The 19,099-nt window shown below is 63.2% G+C and carries 17 protein-coding genes and 1 pseudogene; 13 read left to right on the top strand and 5 right to left on the bottom strand.

Features of this window, described 5'->3' with window-relative positions; genetic code table 11:
* Window positions 1-5: 5 nt before the first annotated feature.
* Both G7025_RS25675 and G7025_RS25680 read right to left on the bottom strand, forming a co-directional pair.
* Complete coding sequence (locus G7025_RS25675) at window positions 6-1,343, bottom strand: lysine N(6)-hydroxylase/L-ornithine N(5)-oxygenase family protein (protein ID WP_181081797.1); 1,338 nt, start codon at window positions 1,341-1,343, stop codon at window positions 6-8.
* Between the two features lie 119 nt (window positions 1,344-1,462).
* Window positions 1,463-1,945: a sigma-70 family RNA polymerase sigma factor gene (locus G7025_RS25680; RefSeq protein ID WP_181081798.1), complete on the bottom strand. Its 483-nt coding sequence runs from the start codon at window positions 1,943-1,945 to the stop codon at window positions 1,463-1,465.
* 263 nt (window positions 1,946-2,208) lie between these two features.
* On the opposite strand from G7025_RS25680, the gene G7025_RS25685 reads away from it, so the two are divergent.
* The 13 genes from G7025_RS25685 to G7025_RS25745 all read left to right on the top strand — a co-directional run bounded on the left by G7025_RS25685 (window position 2,209) and on the right by G7025_RS25745 (window position 16,857).
* Window positions 2,209-3,378 (top strand): efflux RND transporter periplasmic adaptor subunit, encoded by a 1,170-nt coding sequence (locus tag G7025_RS25685; RefSeq protein WP_181081799.1) that lies wholly within the window; start codon window positions 2,209-2,211, stop codon window positions 3,376-3,378.
* 1 nt (window position 3,379) lies between these two features.
* The gene (locus tag G7025_RS25690; RefSeq protein ID WP_181081800.1) at window positions 3,380-5,350 is read left to right on the top strand and encodes a MacB family efflux pump subunit; all 1,971 of its coding nucleotides are present in this window, start codon (window positions 3,380-3,382) and stop codon (window positions 5,348-5,350) included.
* Window positions 5,343-6,755 (top strand): efflux transporter outer membrane subunit, encoded by a 1,413-nt coding sequence (locus G7025_RS25695; RefSeq protein ID WP_181081801.1) that lies wholly within the window; start codon window positions 5,343-5,345, stop codon window positions 6,753-6,755. The genes G7025_RS25690 and G7025_RS25695 overlap by 8 nt, the downstream gene beginning before the upstream one ends.
* 107 nt (window positions 6,756-6,862) lie before the next feature.
* A complete protein-coding gene (locus G7025_RS25700; RefSeq protein WP_181081802.1) occupies window positions 6,863-7,612 on the top strand; it encodes an alpha/beta fold hydrolase in 750 nt (249 codons plus the stop codon).
* Window positions 7,613-7,719: 107 nt separating this feature from the next.
* Complete coding sequence (locus tag G7025_RS25705) at window positions 7,720-8,487, top strand: FadR/GntR family transcriptional regulator (protein ID WP_181081803.1); 768 nt, start codon at window positions 7,720-7,722, stop codon at window positions 8,485-8,487.
* A gap of 148 nt (window positions 8,488-8,635) precedes the next feature.
* Window positions 8,636-9,838 (top strand): ABC transporter substrate-binding protein, encoded by a 1,203-nt coding sequence (locus G7025_RS25710; RefSeq protein ID WP_181081804.1) that lies wholly within the window; start codon window positions 8,636-8,638, stop codon window positions 9,836-9,838.
* Between the two features lie 59 nt (window positions 9,839-9,897).
* Window positions 9,898-10,758: a branched-chain amino acid ABC transporter permease gene (locus G7025_RS25715; RefSeq protein ID WP_181081805.1), complete on the top strand. Its 861-nt coding sequence runs from the start codon at window positions 9,898-9,900 to the stop codon at window positions 10,756-10,758.
* A 1-nt stretch (window position 10,759) separates the two neighbouring features.
* Window positions 10,760-11,770 (top strand): branched-chain amino acid ABC transporter permease, encoded by a 1,011-nt coding sequence (locus tag G7025_RS25720; RefSeq protein ID WP_181081806.1) that lies wholly within the window; start codon window positions 10,760-10,762, stop codon window positions 11,768-11,770.
* On the top strand, window positions 11,767-12,516 hold the full coding sequence (locus G7025_RS25725) for an ABC transporter ATP-binding protein (RefSeq protein ID WP_181081807.1): 750 nt from the start codon (window positions 11,767-11,769) through the stop codon (window positions 12,514-12,516). Before G7025_RS25720 ends, G7025_RS25725 begins: the two co-directional genes overlap by 4 nt.
* Window positions 12,516-13,211: an ABC transporter ATP-binding protein gene (locus G7025_RS25730; protein ID WP_181081808.1), complete on the top strand. Its 696-nt coding sequence runs from the start codon at window positions 12,516-12,518 to the stop codon at window positions 13,209-13,211. Before G7025_RS25725 ends, G7025_RS25730 begins: the two co-directional genes overlap by 1 nt.
* 13 nt (window positions 13,212-13,224) lie before the next feature.
* Window positions 13,225-14,493 (top strand): Zn-dependent hydrolase, encoded by a 1,269-nt coding sequence (locus G7025_RS25735; RefSeq protein ID WP_181081809.1) that lies wholly within the window; start codon window positions 13,225-13,227, stop codon window positions 14,491-14,493.
* Window positions 14,490-15,908 carry an amidase gene (locus tag G7025_RS25740; protein WP_181081810.1) on the top strand — a complete coding sequence of 473 codons (1,419 nt, stop codon included), beginning with the start codon at window positions 14,490-14,492 and terminating at the stop codon, window positions 15,906-15,908. Before G7025_RS25735 ends, G7025_RS25740 begins: the two co-directional genes overlap by 4 nt.
* Window positions 15,909-15,993: 85 nt before the next feature.
* Window positions 15,994-16,857 (top strand): LysR family transcriptional regulator, encoded by an 864-nt coding sequence (locus G7025_RS25745; protein WP_181081811.1) that lies wholly within the window; start codon window positions 15,994-15,996, stop codon window positions 16,855-16,857.
* A gap of 72 nt (window positions 16,858-16,929) precedes the next feature.
* Here G7025_RS25745 and G7025_RS25750 read toward each other — a convergent pair whose 3' ends face one another.
* The 3 genes and pseudogenes from G7025_RS25750 to G7025_RS26655 form a co-directional block, all read right to left on the bottom strand.
* Entirely contained in the window at window positions 16,930-18,372 is a 1,443-nt protein-coding gene (locus G7025_RS25750; protein ID WP_181081812.1) for a hypothetical protein, read from the bottom strand.
* 116 nt (window positions 18,373-18,488) lie between these two features.
* Window positions 18,489-18,866 carry a hypothetical protein gene (locus tag G7025_RS25755; RefSeq protein ID WP_181081813.1) on the bottom strand — a complete coding sequence of 126 codons (378 nt, stop codon included), beginning with the start codon at window positions 18,864-18,866 and terminating at the stop codon, window positions 18,489-18,491.
* Window positions 18,867-18,868: 2 nt separating this feature from the next.
* Window positions 18,869-19,099 (bottom strand): annotated as a pseudogene (locus G7025_RS26655) (hypothetical protein); the annotation flags it as partial.

A 19,099-nucleotide genomic window follows, 5' to 3' on the forward strand; every position in this document is an offset into this window, starting at 1 on the left:
CGAGCTCAGCTCGCGGTGGCCAGCAGCAAATCCTGTATCGACCGCCCTGTGTCGCGCCCACGGTCCAGCGCATACAGCGACGCCGCAATCTCATCCGCGCGAATCGGCAAGACCGACAGCAACGTATCGCTCAAACCATGGCTGGCCTGGCTGAAGCCCTGGATGTAGATACCGGCATTGCAGCGCTCATCGGTGACGATGCGGTAGTCGCGGCTCACTTCGAAATCGCCCATGTACGCTTCCAGCGGCGCCAGCAGTTCGCGGTGCATCTGACGCTCATAGCCGGTGGCCAGGATGACCGCGTCGTAGTGATTGACGCTGGTTTCACCCGTGGCGTTATTGCGCAGGGTCAGTTCGATGCCCAGCGGGCCGGGTGCGGCCTTCTCGACCACGGTCATGGTGCGGAAGGCCTGGCGCGCAACGCCGGAGACTTTCTGACGATAGAAAATGCCGTAGATACGCTCGATCAGGTCCAGGTCCACCACCGAATAGTTGGTGTTCTGGTACTCCGCCACCAGCCGCTCACGCTCGGCGCCGACCTGCTGGAACACCAGGTCGGTGAACGCCGGCGAGAACACTTCGTTGACGAACGGGCTGTCATCCGCCGGCTTGAGCGCCGAACCGCGCAGGATCATATCCACCTGCACCGAGGGGAAGCTGTCGTTGAGGTCGATAAACGCCTCGGCCGCGCTCTGGCCGCCGCCGATGATCGCGATGCGCATCGGCTTGCCCTGGACGCAGGGCTGGTTGGCCATGCGCTCCAGGTACTGGGAGTGGTGGAACACGCGGCTATCGCCCTTGAGTGCCTTGAAGCTATCGGGAATCCGTGGCGTACCGCCGGCGCTGACCACCACCGAGCGGGTGGTGCGCACATGCTGCTCGCCCAGCGCATCGCGGGAAATCACCCGCAGCGCCTCGACCTGCTGCTGATGCAGGATCGGCTCGATGGCCAGCACTTCCTCACCATAACGGGCCTGGGCCTGGAAGTGCCCGGCCACCCATCGCAGGTAGTCGTTGAACTCCATGCGGCACGGGTAGAAGGTGCCGAGGTTGATAAAGTCCACCAGGCGGCCGTGGGCCTTGAGGTAATTGACGAAGGAGTACGGGCTGGTGGGGTTGCGCAGGGTCACCAGGTCCTTGAGGAAGGAAATCTGCAGTTCGCTCTGGGTCACCAGGGTATTGCCGTGCCAGCGATAGTCGGCCTGTTTGTCCAGAAACAGCACATCCAGTTTGCCCTGCGCCTTCTCGCGCTCTTGCAGGGCGATGGCCAGCGCCAGGTTCGAAGGGCCGAAACCGATGCCGATCAGGTCGTGAACCGCGGGCGAAGCAATTGCCTGTGTCATTCCAGTGTCCTCTGGATAAGCCCCGTGGCGGTGGGGCGGGAATACCTTCGAGACCTGCACAACAGGTCATGTGTTGATAGGAAACGAGGACAGTGAAATAAAATTTAACTGATGATGGATCAGTGCGCGTCCCACTCGCGCATCCGCACGCGGCAGTGCTTCATGGCATTGACGATGTGTTTTTCCACCAGGGCGCGGGAAATACACAAGCGTTCGGCGATTTGCAGGTGGCTCAGGCCATCGAGCTTGCGCAACATGAAACTCTCGCGACAGGCCGCCGGCAGTTCGGCCAGGGCACGTTCGAGCAGCGCCAGGCGCTGGCCCTGATCGTGGCAGGCGTGCGGGGTGCCGGGGGCGAAACGTTCTTCGCTGTCCAGCACGTCCAGCGGCTCGACCTGGCGCAGGGCGTTGCGCCGATGGCCGTCGATCACCAGGTTCAACGCCGTGCGGTACAAAAAGGCACGCGGTTGTTCGATGGGGGTGTCGCTGGAGCGTTCCAGTACCCGCACATAAGCGTCATGCACCACATCTTCGGCCACCTGACGGTTGCCCAGCTTGGCGTTGAGGAAACACACCAGCTCGCGATAGTAGTTTTCCAACATGACTCCCGACATCTTGAAAGCGCATTGCGGGCACGAACGTGCTCGGGCCCGCAGAAGGATGCCATTGGATAATGGCAGTTTGGGTAGGTGCAATTTATAGTAATTCTCATCTACTTTTAAAGCAGTCTTGCCTCGACAGCGGTTTTTTTTAGCCGCAAGCCCTGTAACAGCGTGTGTAACCGCTTAAATCCTCGCGCGTTTATCTCGTTTAACTGTCAGCTCTGCGCAACCGCGCCTCGACTTTCCCTGGCTGGAATCCATCCATGAAACGCCCCCGCCCCGCCCGACGCGCCCTGCTTGTTGCGGCGTGCCTGATGCCTCTGATCGCCGTCGCCGCGTGGCAGGTGTTGCCGTCGGGCCGCGACGACCTGACCACCGTCACCGTAACCCGCGGCACTATCGAAAACAGCGTGACCGCCCTCGGCACCCTGCAACCGCGTCGCTATGTGGACGTGGGCGCCCAGGCGTCCGGGCAGATCCGCAGGATCCACGTCGAAGCAGGCGATCAGGTCAAGGAAGGCCAATTGCTGGTGGAAATCGACCCGTCCACCCAGCAGGCCAAGCTCGACGCCAGCCGCTACGCCATCGAAAACCTCAAGGCGCAATTGCAGGAGCAGCAGGCCCAGCATGAGCTGGCGCGCCAGAAGTATCAGCGCCAGCAACGCCTGGCCACCGGCAATGCCACCCGTGAAGAGGACGTGCAAACCGCCAAGGCCGAGCTGAGCGCGACCCAGGCCAGGGTCGATATGTTCCAGGCGCAGATCCGGCAGGCCCAGGCCAGCCTGCGCAGCGACGAGGCGGAGCTGGGCTACACACGCATCTATGCGCCCATGAGCGGCACCGTGGTGGCGGTGGATGCGCGCGTCGGCCAGACCCTCAACGCCCAGCAGCAGACGCCGCTGATCCTGCGTATCGCCAAGTTGTCGCCGATGACCGTATGGGCCGAGGTGTCGGAGGCCGATATCGGCCACGTCAAACCCGGCATGACCGCCTACTTCACCACCCTGAGCGGCGGCACCCGGCGCTGGACCAGCACCGTGCGACAGATCCTGCCGATACCGCCCAAGCCCCTGAATGAAACCCAGGGCAGCGGCAGCCCCACCAGTTCCAACAAAAGCGGCGCCGGCCGCGTGGTGCTGTACACCGTGCTGCTGGATGTGGACAACACCGACAATGCGCTGATGGCCGAGATGACCACCCAGGTGTTCTTCGTCGCCGGCCAGGCCAAGGACACCCTGACCGCACCGGTCTCGGCACTGCTCGGCAACGGCACCACTGACACACAGATCGCCCGCGTGGTGATGCCCAACGGCAGCATCGAACAACGGGAGGTGCGCCTGGGCCTCAGCGACCGCCTGCGCGTGCAGGTGCTCGAGGGCCTGAACGAAGGCGACCACCTGTTGATCGGCCCGGTCGACGGCAGTGGAGGTTGAGATGGTCACGCCGCTGATCGAACTCAGGCACATCCGCAAATCCTACGGTGGCGGCGACAGCCCTCAGGTCGACGTATTACGCGGTATCGACCTGGCGATTCACGCCGGCGAATTCGTGGCGATTGTCGGCGCGTCCGGCTCCGGCAAATCCACCTTGATGAATATCCTCGGCTGCCTCGACCGTCCCACCTCGGGCGAGTACCTGTTCGCCGGGGAAAACGTCGCACACCTGGACAGCGACGCCCTGGCCTGGCTGCGCCGCGAAGCGTTCGGTTTCGTGTTCCAGGGCTATCACCTGATCCCGTCCGGCTCGGCCCAGGAAAATGTGGAAATGCCGGCGATCTACGCCGGTATCAGCGCCGCCGAGCGACATGCCAGGGCCAGTGCCCTGCTCACGCGCCTGGGCCTGGCCGAGCGTACCGGCAACCGCCCGCACCAGCTCTCCGGCGGCCAGCAGCAACGGGTGTCGATCGCCCGCGCATTGATGAACGGTGGGCATATCATCCTCGCCGACGAACCCACCGGCGCCCTCGACAGCCACAGCGGCGCCGAAGTGATGAGCCTGCTGGATGAATTGGCGGGCCAGGGCCACGTGGTGATCCTGATCACTCACGACCGCGAAGTCGCGGCGCGCGCCAACCGCATCATCGAGATTCGCGATGGCCTGATCATCAGCGATTCGGCATCCGCCCACGACACCGCGCCCGCCGCTACCCCTGGCGCTCTGCAAGCGGTGGACCTGCGCCAGCGCCTGGCCGACGGCGCCGAACATAACGGTGCCTGGAAAGCCGAGCTGGTGGACGCGGTGCAGGCAGCCTGGCGCGTGATGTGGATCAACCGCTTCCGCACCGCGCTGACCTTGCTCGGGATCATCATCGGCGTGGCCTCGGTGGTGGTAATGCTGGCCGTGGGCGAAGGCAGCAAGCGCCAGGTCATGGCGCAGATGGGCGCGTTCGGCTCCAACATTCTTTACCTGAGCGGCTCCTCGCCCAACCCGCGCACGCCGCTGGGCATCGTCAGCCTGGAAGACGTGGCCGCGCTGGCGGCGCTGCCTCAGGTGCAGCGCATCATGCCGGTCAACGGCAGCGAGGCCGGGGTGCGTTATGGCAACGTCGACTACATGGCCTATGTTGGCGGCAACGACACCAACTTTCCCGAGATTTTCAACTGGCCGGTAGTCGAGGGCAGTTACTTCACGGCGGCCGACGAGCGCGCCGGCGCCACGGTGGCGGTGATCGGCCATCGGGTGCGTGAAAAACTGTTCAAGGGCCTGGTCGACCCGATCGGCCAATACATCCTGATCGAAAATGTGCCTTTCCAAGTCATCGGCGTGCTCGCGGAAAAAGGCGCCAGCTCCGGCAACAAAGACAGCGACGACCGCATCGCCATTCCCTACACCGCCGCCAGCGTGCGCCTGTTCGGCAGTTACAACCCGGAGTACGTGGTGATCGCCGCCGCCGACGCGCGCAAAGTGCACGAAGCCGAACAGGCCATCGACCAGTTGATGCAGCGTCTGCACCACGGAAAGCGCGACTACGAACTGACCAACAACGCCGCAATGATCCAGGCCGAGGCACGCACTCAGAACACCCTGTCGCTGATGCTCGGCTCGATTGCGGCGATTTCCCTGCTGGTGGGCGGCATCGGCGTGATGAACATCATGCTCATGACGGTACGCGAACGCACCCGCGAGATCGGTATCCGCATGGCCACCGGCGCGCGTCAGCGCGACATCCTGCGCCAGTTCCTTACCGAGGCGGTGATGCTCTCGGTGGTCGGCGGCCTGTGTGGTATCGCCCTGGCCCTGCTGGTGGGCGGCGTGCTGGTGCTGGCCAAGGTGGCAGTGCAGTTTTCCCTGGTGGCGGTGCTCGGCGCATTCGGCTGCGCATTGGTCACCGGCGTCGTATTCGGCTTTATGCCGGCCCGTAAAGCTGCCCGGCTCGATCCGGTTAAGGCATTGACCAGTGAATAAACCCTATGTCCCCTCACACCTGTGCGTACTCAGCCTGTGCCTGCTGATCAGCGCCTGCGCAGGCCGGCCGCCCAGCATCGACCGCGGTATCGTGCCGCCCGCCGCCTGGCAATACGCCGAACGCGATGCCGCCCAAAGCGTGAACGCCCAGTGGTGGACACGGTTCGGCAGTGCGCCGCTCAATCGCCTGATCGAACAGGCGCGCCGCGACAGTTTCGACGTGGCCGCCGCCATGGCACGGGTGCGTCAGGCCCAGGCCAGCGCGGTGATCGCCGGCGCGCCGTTGCTGCCGGAGGTGAAGGCCAACCTCACCACCAGCCATCAGAAGTTACTGCGTGGCGCAGGCGGCCCGGACCTCGACGCCAGCGAGAGCGACGATGCGGTGAACAACTTCGGCGCCAACCTGACCGCCAGCTACGAGGTGGACTTCTGGGGCGGTCGCGCCGCCGCCCGCGACAGCGCTCTGCACAACCTGCGGGCCAGCGAATTCGACCAGGCCACCGTGGAGCTGACCCTGCTCGGCAACGTCGCCGACCGCTACGCGCAAACCCTTGCCAGCGACCAGCGCCGACACATCGCCGAGTTGAACCTGGCCAATGCGCGCAATGTGCTTGCGCTGGTGCAAACCCGCTATGACGCGGGCTCCGCCACGGCTCTGGAATTGGCCCAGCAAAAAAGCCTGGTGGCCGGCCAGCAACGCCAACTGCCGCTGATTGCGCAACAGGCCGAAGAGTCGCGCATCACCCTCGCCGCCCTACTGGGCCAACCCGTGCAGGCCCTGGACCTGGGCGCCGAGCCCTTCCAGGCACTGACGTGGCCGAGCATCGGCGCCGGTCTGCCCAGCCAATTGCTCAGTCGCCGCCCGGACATCGCCAAGGCCGAAGCGCAACTGGCGGCGGCGCAGGCGGACGTGACCGTGGCCCGCGCCGCCCTGCTGCCCGCCATCACCCTTGGCGCCACCTTGGGTTCCGACGCCTACAAGGCCATCGACGTGCTGCGCAGCCCCTACTACACACTGACCGCCGGGCTGGTGGCGCCGATCTTCAACAACGGCCGTTTAAGCGCTGAACGCGATAAGGCCCGCGCGCGCCAGGATGAACTGCTGCAGACCTATCGCGGCACGCTCATCAACGGTTTTGCCGACGTGGAAAAAGCCCTCAGCGGCATCACCCGCCTCGACCAGCAGCGCCAATGGCAGGACGAAGAATTGCAACAGGCGCAGACCGCGTTCCAGATCGCCCAGCAACGCTACCAGGCCGGGGCCGCCGACTGGCTGACCGTACTCGAAACCCAGCGCACCCTGTACGCGGCCCAGGACCTGAACGTGCAACTGCGGCTGTCACGCCTGCAGGCCAGCATCGCGTTGTACAAGGCATTGGGTGGCGGCTGGAAAACCGACATCTGATAAACAAAACTCCACTTTCGTACGCGAGGCGTCTGTTAGCCCTACATTCCTGGCCTTGAGGTCCTTGGTAAAAAAGCCGTTATCACACGGCTGCCCCGGACCTCCTGATGACTGTCGTAAAACACTTGGCGTGCGGCGGCCTCTGGCTGCTGGCGAGCCTGGCCGCCGCCGAGCCGCTGATCAAACCCACCGCCATCGATTGGTTGCTGGACTGCCCGCTGCCTTCGGCTGACCGCCTGGCCGCCGACGTGGTGGAACGCACTCAGTGCGGCAGCGTATCGGTCCCCCGCGACTACGCGGCGCCTCGACAAGGCACTCTGCGCCTGTACGTGACCCGTGTCGGCGCGCGCCAACCGCTGAGTCGCCAGGGCGTAATCTTCGTGCACGCGGGCCTGCCACCGCCAAAGAACGGCGTCGGCACTTTTGCTCTCCAACTGGCCAGTCGCTGGAGCGCCAACGCCACACAGGCCTATCGCAGCCTGCTTGAGCGCTACGACGTCGTCGAACTCAGCGCGCGCGCCCTGGACCAGACCACCCAGGTGGAATACGCCGCGCGCGACATGGAGTATGTACGCGACCAACTCGGCGATGCTCAGCTGTATTACCTGGGCAACGCCGACGCCACTCGGCTGGGCAACCGCTATGCCGTGCTGTTCCCCGAACGCGTGGCGCGCATGGTCTTGGTCAACGCCGACGCCGACGACATCGGCACGCCGCTGGTGGACCTCCTGCGTCTAAAGGACCCTGCAAAAGCCGATGCCGGCAGTTGCGTTTACCGATGGGTCGGTGAATTCCTGGCCTACGGCAAACAACCCCCATCGTTCACGCGATGCCTGCCAATGAGTGACTGGCCTTAGATAACCGTTTGCGACCTGCTGCGCCCGAAAACGACCTCGCGCATTGACGCTCCGGCCGGATCGTTATTAAGTGCTATTTATCCGCATTAATACGATAAATCGCCCACATGCTCAGCCGTCCGCTACGCCGCAAACGCCAGAAGCTGTCCGATGTGATTGTCGAATCGGTCAAGCGCTCCATCGTCACCGACGCTTTGAAGCCGGGCGATCGCCTGCCCACCGAGCGTGAGCTGATGGAGAGCTTCCAATGCTCGAAGGGCTCGGCCCGCGAAGCGCTCAAGGCTCTGGAGGTCGAAGGTCTGGTCAGCACCCGCACCGGCCCCAGCGGCGGTGCGTACCTGAACCAGGCGGGCACGGAACCTGCCAGCCGCGCATTGCGTAACTACCTGCATTTTCAACATTTGGACGGCGAGCAGGTGTACCAGTTACGCAAGGTCATCGAGGTGGAACTGGCGGTGTCGGTGTTGGGCCGCCTGAGTGAAGACGACTTCCAGGCCCTGCAGGACAACGTAGATTTTTGCAGTGCGCCGGAAGACAGCGAAGCCGGCCAGCGCGAACAGCGCCTGGCGGAATTGGAGTTCCACACCCTGCTGGCTAAGGCTTGCCCCAACCCGTTGCTGAGTTTTATGGCGCAGTTTCTCAATGACCTGCTACGTGACCTGGTGGTGCTGAAAAAAGCCTACAAGCCCAAGCGCAAGCAGTTCGATGCGGCCAACCTCGATTATCACAAACAGCTGTTGATCGCCTTTCGCGCCGGGGATGAGCGCGCGGTGCGCAGCTTGATGCACGAACACATGTGCGACGCCGAACACCATATGACCGCGCTGGAAGGCCAGGTCAGCCCGCACTTTCTTTTGGAGTTCGATCACTCTTAAAAACACTTCGATCAAGGTGCGCTGGGTTTGCCCTCGCACACTGTGACCACGGTCCATGCTCGCCCCAATAACAGGCCTGCCCACAGGCCCCAGCTTCACCGTATCGCCCTTGCCGCTCCTGCCAATAACTAAACCAGGGAGTCACCCCATGCAGCGTCGTACGTTATTGAAAGCCAGCCTCACCGCCGCCGCCGCCCTCAGCCTCCCGCTGAGCGTGCGGTCGGCATTTGCCGCCGAGCCCTTTACCTTTTACGGCCTCAAGTCCATGTCCGGCGCCTTCGCCAGCTACGGCAAGTTTGCCGACATGGGTTCGCGCCTGGCGGTGGAGCAGTATCCCGAACTGCTCGGTCGGCCGTTGAACTACAAGGTCATCGACACCGAAGGCAATGCCGGCAAAGCGGTACGCAAGGTGCAGGAGGCCATCCAGCAGGACGGCGCGCGATTCTTCCAGGGCTGCACCTTGTCATCCTCGGCCCTTGCGGTGGCCAAGGAAGTCGACAAGGTTGGCGGCGTGTTCATGACTCCGGTGGGCGCCGATGAAGTCACCGGCAAGGACTGCAACAAAGCGACGTTCCGCTGGTCGGTGCCCACCTACGGCGCGATCCGCGAAACCCTGCTGCCGCTGATCAAGCTGCTGCCCGAGGCCAAGCGCTGGTACACCATCACCCCGCAGTACGTGTTTGGCGAAGCGTTGCTTGAAGGCGCCAGGACCGTGCTCAAAGAGAATGGCCTGGAGCACGTGGGCAACAGCTACCACTCGCTGCAGGAACAGGAGTTCTCCGGCTACCTGACCAACGCCATCTCGACCAAACCCGACGTACTGGTGCTGCTCAACTTCGGCAGCCAGTCGTCCAACACCCTGCGCCAGGCGGTGAATTTCGGCATCAAGGAGCGTATGAAAGTGCTGCTGGTGTGGTCCGCCGGCCTCGACCAATTCCAGGAATTGGGCAGCGATGTGCTCGAAGGCGTGTACCTCGGCGCCCAGTACTGGCATCAGGTCGACACCCCGCTCAACCGCGAGCTGGTCAAACTGACGAAAGCCAAATACGGCATCAACCCCACCTACCCCCTGGCCGCCGACTACATCAGCACCAAGGTCATGCTCGACACCATCATCGCCACCGGCAGCTTCGATGGGCCGACCGTGGCCAAGGCCATGCAGGGCCTGAGTTTCGATGGCCCGACCGGCAAGGAGTCGATCCGCGCCGGCGACCACCAGGTGATCAAGGACTACTACCTGTTGATCGGCAAGCCCGCCAGCGAGATGGCCGACAAGGACGACCTGGCCAAAGTACTCAGTGCCGGCCAATCGTTCCCGCCGGTCGACGCCACAGGCTGCACGCTCGCCTGATCCTGACCAGTCAAACGCGACAGGGCCGCCCCCGCGGCCAGCTGTCCGAGGGTTTCTGCATGCTTAATCTTTACCTGTTCCAGATACTCAACGGCCTGGGGTTGGGGATGATCTACTTCCTGATCGCGGTGGGGCTGACGATCATTTTCGGCCTGCTCAACTTCGTCAACTTCGCCCACGGTGCGTTTTTTCTGCTGGGCGCCTACATCTGCTACACCGCCGTGAGCCTGACCGGCAATTTCTGGCTGGCATTACTGATCGCACCGCTGGTGGTGGCCGCACTGGCCTGGGTCATCGAGCGGGTGTTGATCCAGCGCATTTATCACCTGCCCCACATGTTCCAGATCCTGGTGACCCTGGGTATTGCGCTGATCATCCAGGAGGCGAGCGTGATGATCTGGGGCCCGGTGGGCAAAAGCGTCGCCGTGCCGGAGCTGTTGCGCGGGGTGCTGGTGGTGGGTGATTTTGTCTACCCCTACTACCGCCTGTTTCTCATCGTGTTTTCCGCGTTGGTGGGCCTGGGCCTGTGGCTGCTGCTGGAGCGCACGCGCTTCGGCGCCCTGGTGCGCGCCGGCAGTGAAAGCACCGAGACCGTGTCGCTGCTCGGCACCAATATTTTCCGTTTGTTCTCCATGACCTTCGCCCTCGGCGTGGGCCTGGCCGGTATGGCCGGTGTGCTGTTCGCGCCATTGCGCGGCGCGCAGCCGTTCGTGGGCCCGGAGATTCTGGGCATCGCCTTCGTGGTGGTGGTGATCGGCGGCATGGGCTCATTCAGCGGCGCGCTGGTCGGCGGTTTGCTGGTGGGCGTGGTGCAAAGCCTGATGACCACACTCTGGCCCCAGGGCGCGAGCCTGATGATCTACGGCGCCATGGCCGCGGTGATTCTGGTACGTCCTTACGGCCTGTTCGGGAGAGCCTGACATGAGCGAGAAAAACCCCCTGCCGTTTGCCAGGACCCAGTCGCGGGCCATGCTGCTGTGGGTGCTGGCGGTGCTGATCGGCCTGCCGTTGATATTGCCCTCGGCGACCCTGGCCACCGAGATCCTGATCTTTGCCATGGCCGCCCTGGCCTGCAACCTGCTGCTGGGCTACACCGGACTGTTGTCATTCGGCCAAGGCATCTTCTTCGGTGCCGGCGCGTATTGCGCGGCATTGCTGATGATCCACCTGCACCTGGGCCTGTTCAGCGCGCTGCTCGGTGCCGCCGTCGTCGGTGGTTTCCTGGCGTTGCTGGTCGGTGCCCTGGCGATTCGGCGTACCGGCATTTACTTCGTAATGCTCACGTTGGCATTCAGTCAGATGGCCTACTTTGTGGCCTACACCTTGAGCGACTGGACCGGTGGCGACAACGGCCTGCTCAGCGTGCCGCGCCCGGAGATTCGCCTGGGTGACACTGTGCTGCTGTCGCTGGCCGACGTCCGTGCGTTCTATGGTTTTGTGGCGGTGCTGTTCCTGCTGATTTTCATCGGCGCCCGTCGGGTCATCGCTTCGCCGTTCGGCAGCACGCTGATGGCGATCCGTGAAAACGAAACCCGCGCCTCGGCCATCGGCTACGACACGCGGCACTTCAAAATTCTGGTGTTCGTGCTGTCCGGCGCGGTCACCGGGATTGCCGGCGCGTTGTACGCCATGCTGCTGCACTTTGTGCCGTTGTCGAATATCGACCTGGCGATGTCCGAAAACATCCTGATCATGACCATCGTCGGCGGCACCGGCTCGTTGTTCGGCTCGCTGCTGGGTGCCGGTTCCATCGTGCTGCTGGGGGACTTCCTGTCCGACCTGTGGCCACGCTGGCTGATGCTGCTGGGGGTGATCCTGATCCTGGTGGTGATCTTCATGCGCGGCGGTTTGTGGGGCGGCCTGGCCTCGCTGTTCGACAAAGTACGCGGCAGCCGCAAGGCCGGTGTCGTGGTCAAGGAGGACGTGTTATGAGCATCCTGCTGGAAACCCAAGACCTGGAACTGGCCTACGGCGCATTCCGTGCCGTGAACGGCGTGAACCTCAAGGTCGAAGCCGGCACCATCCACACCATCATCGGCCCCAACGGCGCGGGCAAGACCAGCCTGTTCCACTGCCTGACAGGCGAACGCCAGGCCACGGCCGGGGCGATTCATTTCGACGGCGGCAACCTGATGCGCAAGCCGGCCCACGCCCGGGTGGGCCTGGGCATGGCGCGCTCGTTCCAGCTCACCAGCCTGTTCCAGAACCTCAGCGTGCGTGAAAACCTGCGCCTCGCTGCCCAGGGCCGCGACGGTGCGCGCGCACTGAATTTCTGGCGCCACGTAGACAGCAAACGCGAACACCTGGAGATGGCCGACCAGGTGCTGGAGCGTCTGCAACTCAGCGCCCGCGCCGATACCCTGGCCGGCGAGTTGTCCCACGGCCAGCAGCGGGTGCTGGAGGTGGGCATGTCGATCTGCTCCAAACCCAAACTGTTGATGCTCGACGAGCCCACCTCGGGCATGGGCATCGATGACATCCCGATCATGACCCAATTGATCAGCGACCTTGGCCGCGACCATACGGTGCTGTTGATCGAACACAACATGAGCATTGTCATGTCCATCAGCCAACGCATTACCGTGATGAGCCACGGGCAGATTCTGGTGGAAGGCACGCCGGAGTTCGTGCGCGCCGATGAACGTGTGCGCAGTGCTTATCTTGGGGAGGCTGCCTGATGCTGATCGTCGAGAATATCCATTCCTACTACGACAAAAGCCACGTGCTCGAAGGCGTGTCGCTCAAGGTCAACCCCGGCGAACTGGTGACGCTGCTCGGGCGCAACGGTGCCGGCAAGACCACCACGCTGCGCAGCATCCTTGGGATTATTTGTCCGCGCCAGGGCCAGATCCACTTCAACGGTCAGGCGCTGGTGGGCCGGAAAATCTTCGAGATCGCGCGCCAGGGACTGGCGCTGGTGCCGGAGAACCGTGGGATTTTCCGGCTGCTCAGCGTCGAGGAAAACCTGCGCATCGCCGTCCGCAAGACCAGCCGCTGGCAGCTCGAAGACGTGTACGGCATGTTCCCGCGTCTCAAGGAGCGGCGCAAAAACGCCGGCCACGCGTTGTCCGGCGGCGAGCAACAGATGCTTGCCATCGCCCGCGCTCTGCTCAACGACCCCAAGCTGCTGATCCTCGACGAACCCACCGAAGGCCTGGCTCCGGTGATCGTCGACGAACTGGTAAAGATCCTGCGCAAGGTCAAGGACGACGGCCTGCCGGTGTTGCTGGTGGAACAAAACCTGATGGTCTGCGACAAGCTCGCCGACCGCCATTACGTGCTCGAACAGGGCCGCGTGGTCTATGAGGGCAGCGCCGAAGCCTTCCGCGCCGACCCGAGCATCAAAAACCGTTACCTGGCCCTGAGCGCCTGACCGGAGAGTGCCCATGAACAGCTTTGCACAACCGCTTCAGAGCAATGCCCCGCTGATCAACCGCGACCGCTTGTGGCAGTCGCTGATGGACCTGGCCCGCCTCGGCGCCACCGCCAAAGGCGGCGTGTGCCGCCTGGCCCTTACCGACCTCGACCGCCAGGCCCGCGACCTGTTTGTACAGTGGTGCGAAGACGCCGGGTGCAGCGTGACCGTCGACGCTATCGGCAACATCTTCGCGCGCCGCCCCGGTCGCAATCCGGAGCTGCCGCCGGTAATGACCGGCAGTCACATCGACACCCAACCCACCGGCGGCAAGTTCGATGGCTGCTACGGAGTGATGGCGGGCCTGGAAGTGGTCCGCACCCTCAATGATTTGAACATCGAAACCCAGGCGCCGATCGAAGTGGTGGTGTGGACCAATGAAGAAGGCTCGCGCTTCCCGCCATGCATGATGGGCTCCGGGGTATTTGCCGGTAAGTTCGACTTGCAGGACACCCTCGACAAACGCGACGACCAGGGCCTGTCGGTGGGCGCCGAATTGCAGCGCATCGGCTACGCCGGCGCGCGCGCGGTGTCGGGCCACCCGGTCGGCGCGTATTTCGAAGCGCATATCGAACAAGGCCCGGTGCTGGAAGATCAGGCCACCACCATTGGCGTGGTGATGGGTTGCCTGGGCCAGAAGTGGTTCGACCTGACCCTCACCGGCGTCGAGGCCCACGCCGGGCCGACCCCGATGCACCTGCGCAAGGACGCCCTGGTGGGCGCCGCCGAGGTGGTCAGCGCGGTCAACCGTATCGCCCATCAGCACCAGCCTCACGCCTGCGGCACGGTCGGTTGCCTGAGCCTGCATCCGGGTTCACGCAATGTGATTCCCGGCCAGGTGCACATGACCCTCGACCTGCGCCACCTGCATGCCGACAAGTTGCAGGCCATGGTCGAGGAAGTGCGCCGCGTAATCGACGCCACGGCCGCCCGGCACGGGTTGATGGTTGAGCTGACGCCCACCGCCGATTTTCCACCGTTGGACTTTGACCTGGCCTGCGTCAATGCCGTGCGCGAGGGAGCCCAGGCGTTGGGTTTGAGCCATATGGATATTGTCAGCGGCGCCGGGCACGACGCGATTTTCGTCGCCGAACTGGGCCCGGCCGGGATGATCTTCGTGCCGTGCGAAGGCGGCATCAGCCACAACGAAATCGAAAACGCCGCCCCGGACGACCTGGCGGCCGGTTGCGCGGTGTTACTGCGCGCCATGGTCAATGCGGCGCAGGGAGACAGGGCATGAGTGAGATAGGCCAACTGACAGCGGTGCAACTGCTGGAGCATTTCCGCAACAAGACCTTATCGCCGGTGGACGTTACCGAAGATGCGCTGCTGCGTATCGAACGCTACAACCCGACGGTCAACGCCTACTGCCATGTCGACCCCGAGGGCGCGCTACGCACCGCACGGGCGTCCGAGCAACGCTGGTTGAAGGGTGAGCCCTGCGGCGCCCTGGATGGCGTGCCCGCATCGATCAAAGACCTGACGCTGACCGTTGGCATGCCCACGCGCAAGGGCTCGCGCACCACATCCGCCGAAGGCCCCTGGGATGTCGACGCGCCGTTCCCGGCGTTCCTGCGCAAGGCCGGGGCGGTGCTGCTGGGCAAAACCACCACCCCGGAATTCGGCTGGAAAGGCGTCACCGACAACCCGCTGTATGGCATTACCCGCAACCCATGGGACACGCGCACCACGGCCGGCGGTTCATCCGGCGGCGCCGGCGCGGCGGCGGCATTGAACCTCGGTGTGCTGCACCAGGGCAGCGACGCGGGCGGCTCGATTCGCATCCCCTGCGCGTTTACCGGCACCTTCGGCATCAAGCCGACCTTCGGCTACGTGCCGCAATGGCCGGCGAGTGCCATGACCATCCTGTCGCACCTGGGGCCGATGACCCGCACCGTGGAAGACAGCGTGCTGATGTTGCAGGCCGTCGCGCGGCCGGACGCGCGGGATGGTTTGATCGGCGCGCCACGCAGCACGCCGTGGTTATCCGACGCCTTGGATTTGAAGGGCCTGCGTATCGCCTACAGCCCCGACTTCGGTTACATCGACGTGGACCCGCAAGTGGCCGAGGTGGTCGCACGAGCGGTTGAGGGCCTGGTGCAGTTGGGCGCCCATGTTGAGCAGATCGACCCCGGCTTCAGTGACCCGCTGGACGTGTTCAGCACCTTGTGGGCCGCCGGCGCCGCGCGCTTGACCGGTTCGATGAGCGAGGCACAAAAACACCTGCTGGACCCTGGCCTGCTGCACATCGCGCAACGCGGCGAACGCTTGAGCCTGGATGATTTCAACACCGCCCTGGAAGCCCGCGCAGCGTTGGTGGCGCGAATGGCGGCGTTCCATCAGCACTACGACGTGCTGGTCTCGCCGATGCTGCCGATCACCGCGTTCGCCGCCGGGCATAACGTACCGCCCGGTTCAGGCATGCAGGAATGGACCGAGTGGACGCCGTTCACCTACCCCTTCAACCTCACCCAGCAACCGGCGGCGTCAGTTCCGTGTGGCCTGGCCGCCAATGGCCTGCCGGTGGGATTGCATGTGGTCGCGGCGCGGTTTGCCGATGAGCAGGTGTTAAGGGTTTGCCAAGTGTATGCGCGCGCATTTCCAACCCGACACTTGCAGGCTCCCAAAGCCGCCACACCCCAGGCCAACAGGTGAGAGGTGGCGTACCGCCTCGCACATTTTCTGATCGCATTCCAATGCCCTGCCCCTACAATGTCCTCCATTCATTCCTGGGGGCTTCATGGATATTGAACTGGCACGCACTTTCCTCGAAATCACCCGCTGCGGCAGCCTGGCCGCGGCGGCCGAGAAACTGCACGTTACCCAGACCGCCATCACCGCCCGCGTGAAAAACCTTGAAAGCCAGCTGGGCTGTACGCTGTTCGTGCGCAACCGTGCCGGGGCGCGACTGACCGCCGATGGCGAGGCCTTCGTGGTGTATGCCAACCAATTGCTGCAAACCTGGGAAGCCGCGCGGCGCGACCTGCCGTTGCCCGACGGCTATCGCAACGTGCTGCATATCGGCGGTGAGGTGAGCCTGTGCAACCCGCTGATGCTCGGCTGGGCCAAGGCCTTGCGCGAGCATATCCCCGGCCATGCCCTGCGCACGGAAATCCGCGAAGGCGAGTACCTGCTGCGCCAGCTGGAGCTGGGCGTGCTCGACGCCGCGCTGGTGTTCCAGCCCCACTATTGGCCGGGCTTGCAGGTGGAACAGGTCCTGGAAGAAAAACTGATCCTGGTGCAGTTGGCGAGCAAGCCCGAACCCTACGTCTATATCGATTGGGGCCCGGGGTTTCGCCAGCAGCATGACGCCGCCCTGCCCGAGCGTGCCCGCGCCGCCGTGAGCTTCAGCCTCGGGCCGCTGGCGCTGCAGTACATCCTGGAGAACGGCGGCGCCGGGTATTTCCGCACGCGGGTGGTGCAGAGCTATCTGGACAGTGGGGTGATGCAACGCGTGCCCAAGGCTCCGGAGTTCAGCTTTCCGACGTACCTGGTGTACGCACGGGCGCGGGATTCGTCGGTGCTGCAGCGCGCGCTGGAACTGCTGCGCGGGGTGGTCAAGGCCGAAGGGGATTGGTCGCAGCGCTGGGATCCACTGATTTAAACCCTCAGAAATTGCCGCAAAAAAAGGGGGCAGCCTGTGCAGGCTGCCCCCTTTTTCACTGTTGCATCACGATCAATGCACGATGGTCTGGGTGCAGATATGCCCCAGGCTGACGTACTGCACATTGTCACCGCCAACGCCTACCCCCGGGAACTCAGCCAGCTCGATGCGCCAGCCGCCTTGGTTGTACGTGGTGTCCCATTTGTACGGCACGCCGGTACTGCTGTCGTTGATGACCGTGTGGTAATCGCCGAAGCAGCTGCCGATATTCGCCGTGGCCGACGTTTCACCTGCGCTGTTGGTGGTGGCCGGATAATTGACCCAGCGGTAGTTGAAGTCGATGAAGTGATTGTCCACGCGCAGCACCGGAGTGACGCCCAGCAACGGCGCGCCGGTGGAGTCGGACCATTGCGTTTTCCAGTTCAGCACCCGTGCCGTTTGCGTGGCCAGCGGCATTTCCGAGACCGGCACACGCACGATGTTGTCGCCCTTCACGTCGTGGGTATTGAGGCGTGGCGTAGAGCCCAGGCTCAGTTGGTACTGCTTGGTCGCGTCCTGCGCGACGTCGGGGTTGGCCCGTACGCGCACTTTGACCGTGGTGCCCGGCGCCACGCTGGGGTAGGTCGACGACGAACCGGCCGGTACCGTGATCCAATTGACCCCATCAAACCGGTCGAAGATCCACTGGTTGCGACTGCCGGTTTCATCACCGGCCAGGTACATGCTCACGCTCTGGCCGCGCACGGCCTTGAAGTCGAAGTAATCGACATCGTTGGCGTTGTCGAGGTTGCCGCTGACTTTGTTCATCGAGTCCGGCAGCACGAAGGCGGTCTGCGGCGTGTCGTTGGGTTCGTAGGCATCGATGTTGCTGTCTACGGCGACGCCAAAGCTGAACTGCCCGTTGCTGGCGGTATTGGCCACCATGTACCAGTAATAGTCCCCCGCCGGCAGCACGCCATTGAGGTATTCATCGGCGTTGCCGGCGGCATCCGAAGACCCGACCAGGCTCAGGTTGCCCTGGCCGTCATCCAGGAACAGGCTCAGCGACATGTTGGTGCCGGCGCTCTGGTTGACCAGTTGCACTTGAATACGCGCATTCTGCGGCAGGTTGAAGTGATAGGCGAACTCGTTGCCGGCCTGCACCCCGTCCACGCTGTACAGCGTGTTGATATCAAGCGTGGGGAACAACGGCTCGAACGCAGCAATGGCGGCGGCGCTCAATTCGGCCTGCGCCGGTTTTTTCAGTTCACCGACCACGGTGTCGAACGGTGCGGTTTTCACCGCCTGGGTCAGCGCCTTGGACTGGCCGGTCTTGGCGGCCTTGAGTTTTTGCTTGAGCGAGGCCGGAACCTTCGCCGCATCCAACTTGCCGCCGGGCTTGAGCGCCTTGTCGACCGCCTGCCGGACGGCCTGGGCACTGAGTTTCTGAGGGGTTTGCTCCGCCAGGGCAAAGGCCGAAACAAAGCAGGAGGCCGCCATGGCCGCGCCGAGCATAAAGGCTTTTTTCGATTTCATTTTTTATCCATCCATAGTTAAAAACTGAAGGTCAGGTGACATCCGGTCACCTGGGATGGACTGTAGGACATGACTGTATGGATGTACAGTATTTTTTGAAAAAAATGTGGGAAATTTCAAATTTCAATGCCGCCCCATCTACGCCAGACAGCCCCGATGAGCAACGCGAGAGCCCAAATGTGGCACAGGCGATAGGGCCATACAGCCCAGCGTTTGAGAGCTAACGGAACGCAGCCCAACTCAGCCTCGGTCACAAGTCCTTTTTTCACATAGCGCTTTGGCATTGAGAGGATATCGATCATCAAACCCATGCGATGAAATCTGGCGAATCTCTGGTTACGTCCCCATTTACGTTTGTGCTCAAGAACCACTGTGTTCTTACTGAAATAACTCTCCAGCTCTTCCAGCTTTCTATGTTCGGCAAATAACATCAGTCCCAGGATGACGAACGTCAAAATAATCAACAGGGTGGCGTAGACGAAAAAAAGGTCCATGACTACGCATCTTCCGGTTGGAATATAAAAACACCATCGATTTCCATGATCTTTCCACCTATGAACCCACCGAAATCGCCAACTTCGCTACCTCCCACATACCCAGCCCCAGCACCTCCGATAATTGCGCAGGCCAGTCTGGCGTTACCTTTCAGAGAAACCCCCAACACCACATCGCAAGCACGGCGAGCAAATGCAGCCCCGTACTTCCCCCCAACAGCCGCCCCCGACAC

The organism is Pseudomonas lurida, assembly GCF_013522705.1.
Taxonomy (GTDB): Bacteria; Pseudomonadota; Gammaproteobacteria; order Pseudomonadales; family Pseudomonadaceae; genus Aquipseudomonas; species Aquipseudomonas quebecensis.

Coding starts and splice junctions, on each gene's coding strand:
- G7025_RS25675 (WP_181081797.1), bottom strand. CDS start 1,343: ATGACACAGGCAATTGCTTCGCCCGCGGTTCACGACCTGATCGGCATC.
- G7025_RS25680 (WP_181081798.1), bottom strand. CDS start 1,945: ATGTTGGAAAACTACTATCGCGAGCTGGTGTGTTTCCTCAACGCCAAG.
- G7025_RS25685 (WP_181081799.1), top strand. CDS start 2,209: ATGAAACGCCCCCGCCCCGCCCGACGCGCCCTGCTTGTTGCGGCGTGC.
- G7025_RS25690 (WP_181081800.1), top strand. CDS start 3,380: ATGGTCACGCCGCTGATCGAACTCAGGCACATCCGCAAATCCTACGGT.
- G7025_RS25700 (WP_181081802.1), top strand. CDS start 6,863: ATGACTGTCGTAAAACACTTGGCGTGCGGCGGCCTCTGGCTGCTGGCG.
- G7025_RS25705 (WP_181081803.1), top strand. CDS start 7,720: ATGCTCAGCCGTCCGCTACGCCGCAAACGCCAGAAGCTGTCCGATGTG.
- G7025_RS25710 (WP_181081804.1), top strand. CDS start 8,636: ATGCAGCGTCGTACGTTATTGAAAGCCAGCCTCACCGCCGCCGCCGCC.
- G7025_RS25715 (WP_181081805.1), top strand. CDS start 9,898: ATGCTTAATCTTTACCTGTTCCAGATACTCAACGGCCTGGGGTTGGGG.
- G7025_RS25720 (WP_181081806.1), top strand. CDS start 10,760: ATGAGCGAGAAAAACCCCCTGCCGTTTGCCAGGACCCAGTCGCGGGCC.
- G7025_RS25725 (WP_181081807.1), top strand. CDS start 11,767: ATGAGCATCCTGCTGGAAACCCAAGACCTGGAACTGGCCTACGGCGCA.
- G7025_RS25730 (WP_181081808.1), top strand. CDS start 12,516: ATGCTGATCGTCGAGAATATCCATTCCTACTACGACAAAAGCCACGTG.
- G7025_RS25735 (WP_181081809.1), top strand. CDS start 13,225: ATGAACAGCTTTGCACAACCGCTTCAGAGCAATGCCCCGCTGATCAAC.
- G7025_RS25740 (WP_181081810.1), top strand. CDS start 14,490: ATGAGTGAGATAGGCCAACTGACAGCGGTGCAACTGCTGGAGCATTTC.
- G7025_RS25745 (WP_181081811.1), top strand. CDS start 15,994: ATGGATATTGAACTGGCACGCACTTTCCTCGAAATCACCCGCTGCGGC.
- G7025_RS25750 (WP_181081812.1), bottom strand. CDS start 18,372: ATGAAATCGAAAAAAGCCTTTATGCTCGGCGCGGCCATGGCGGCCTCC.
- G7025_RS25755 (WP_181081813.1), bottom strand. CDS start 18,866: ATGGACCTTTTTTTCGTCTACGCCACCCTGTTGATTATTTTGACGTTC.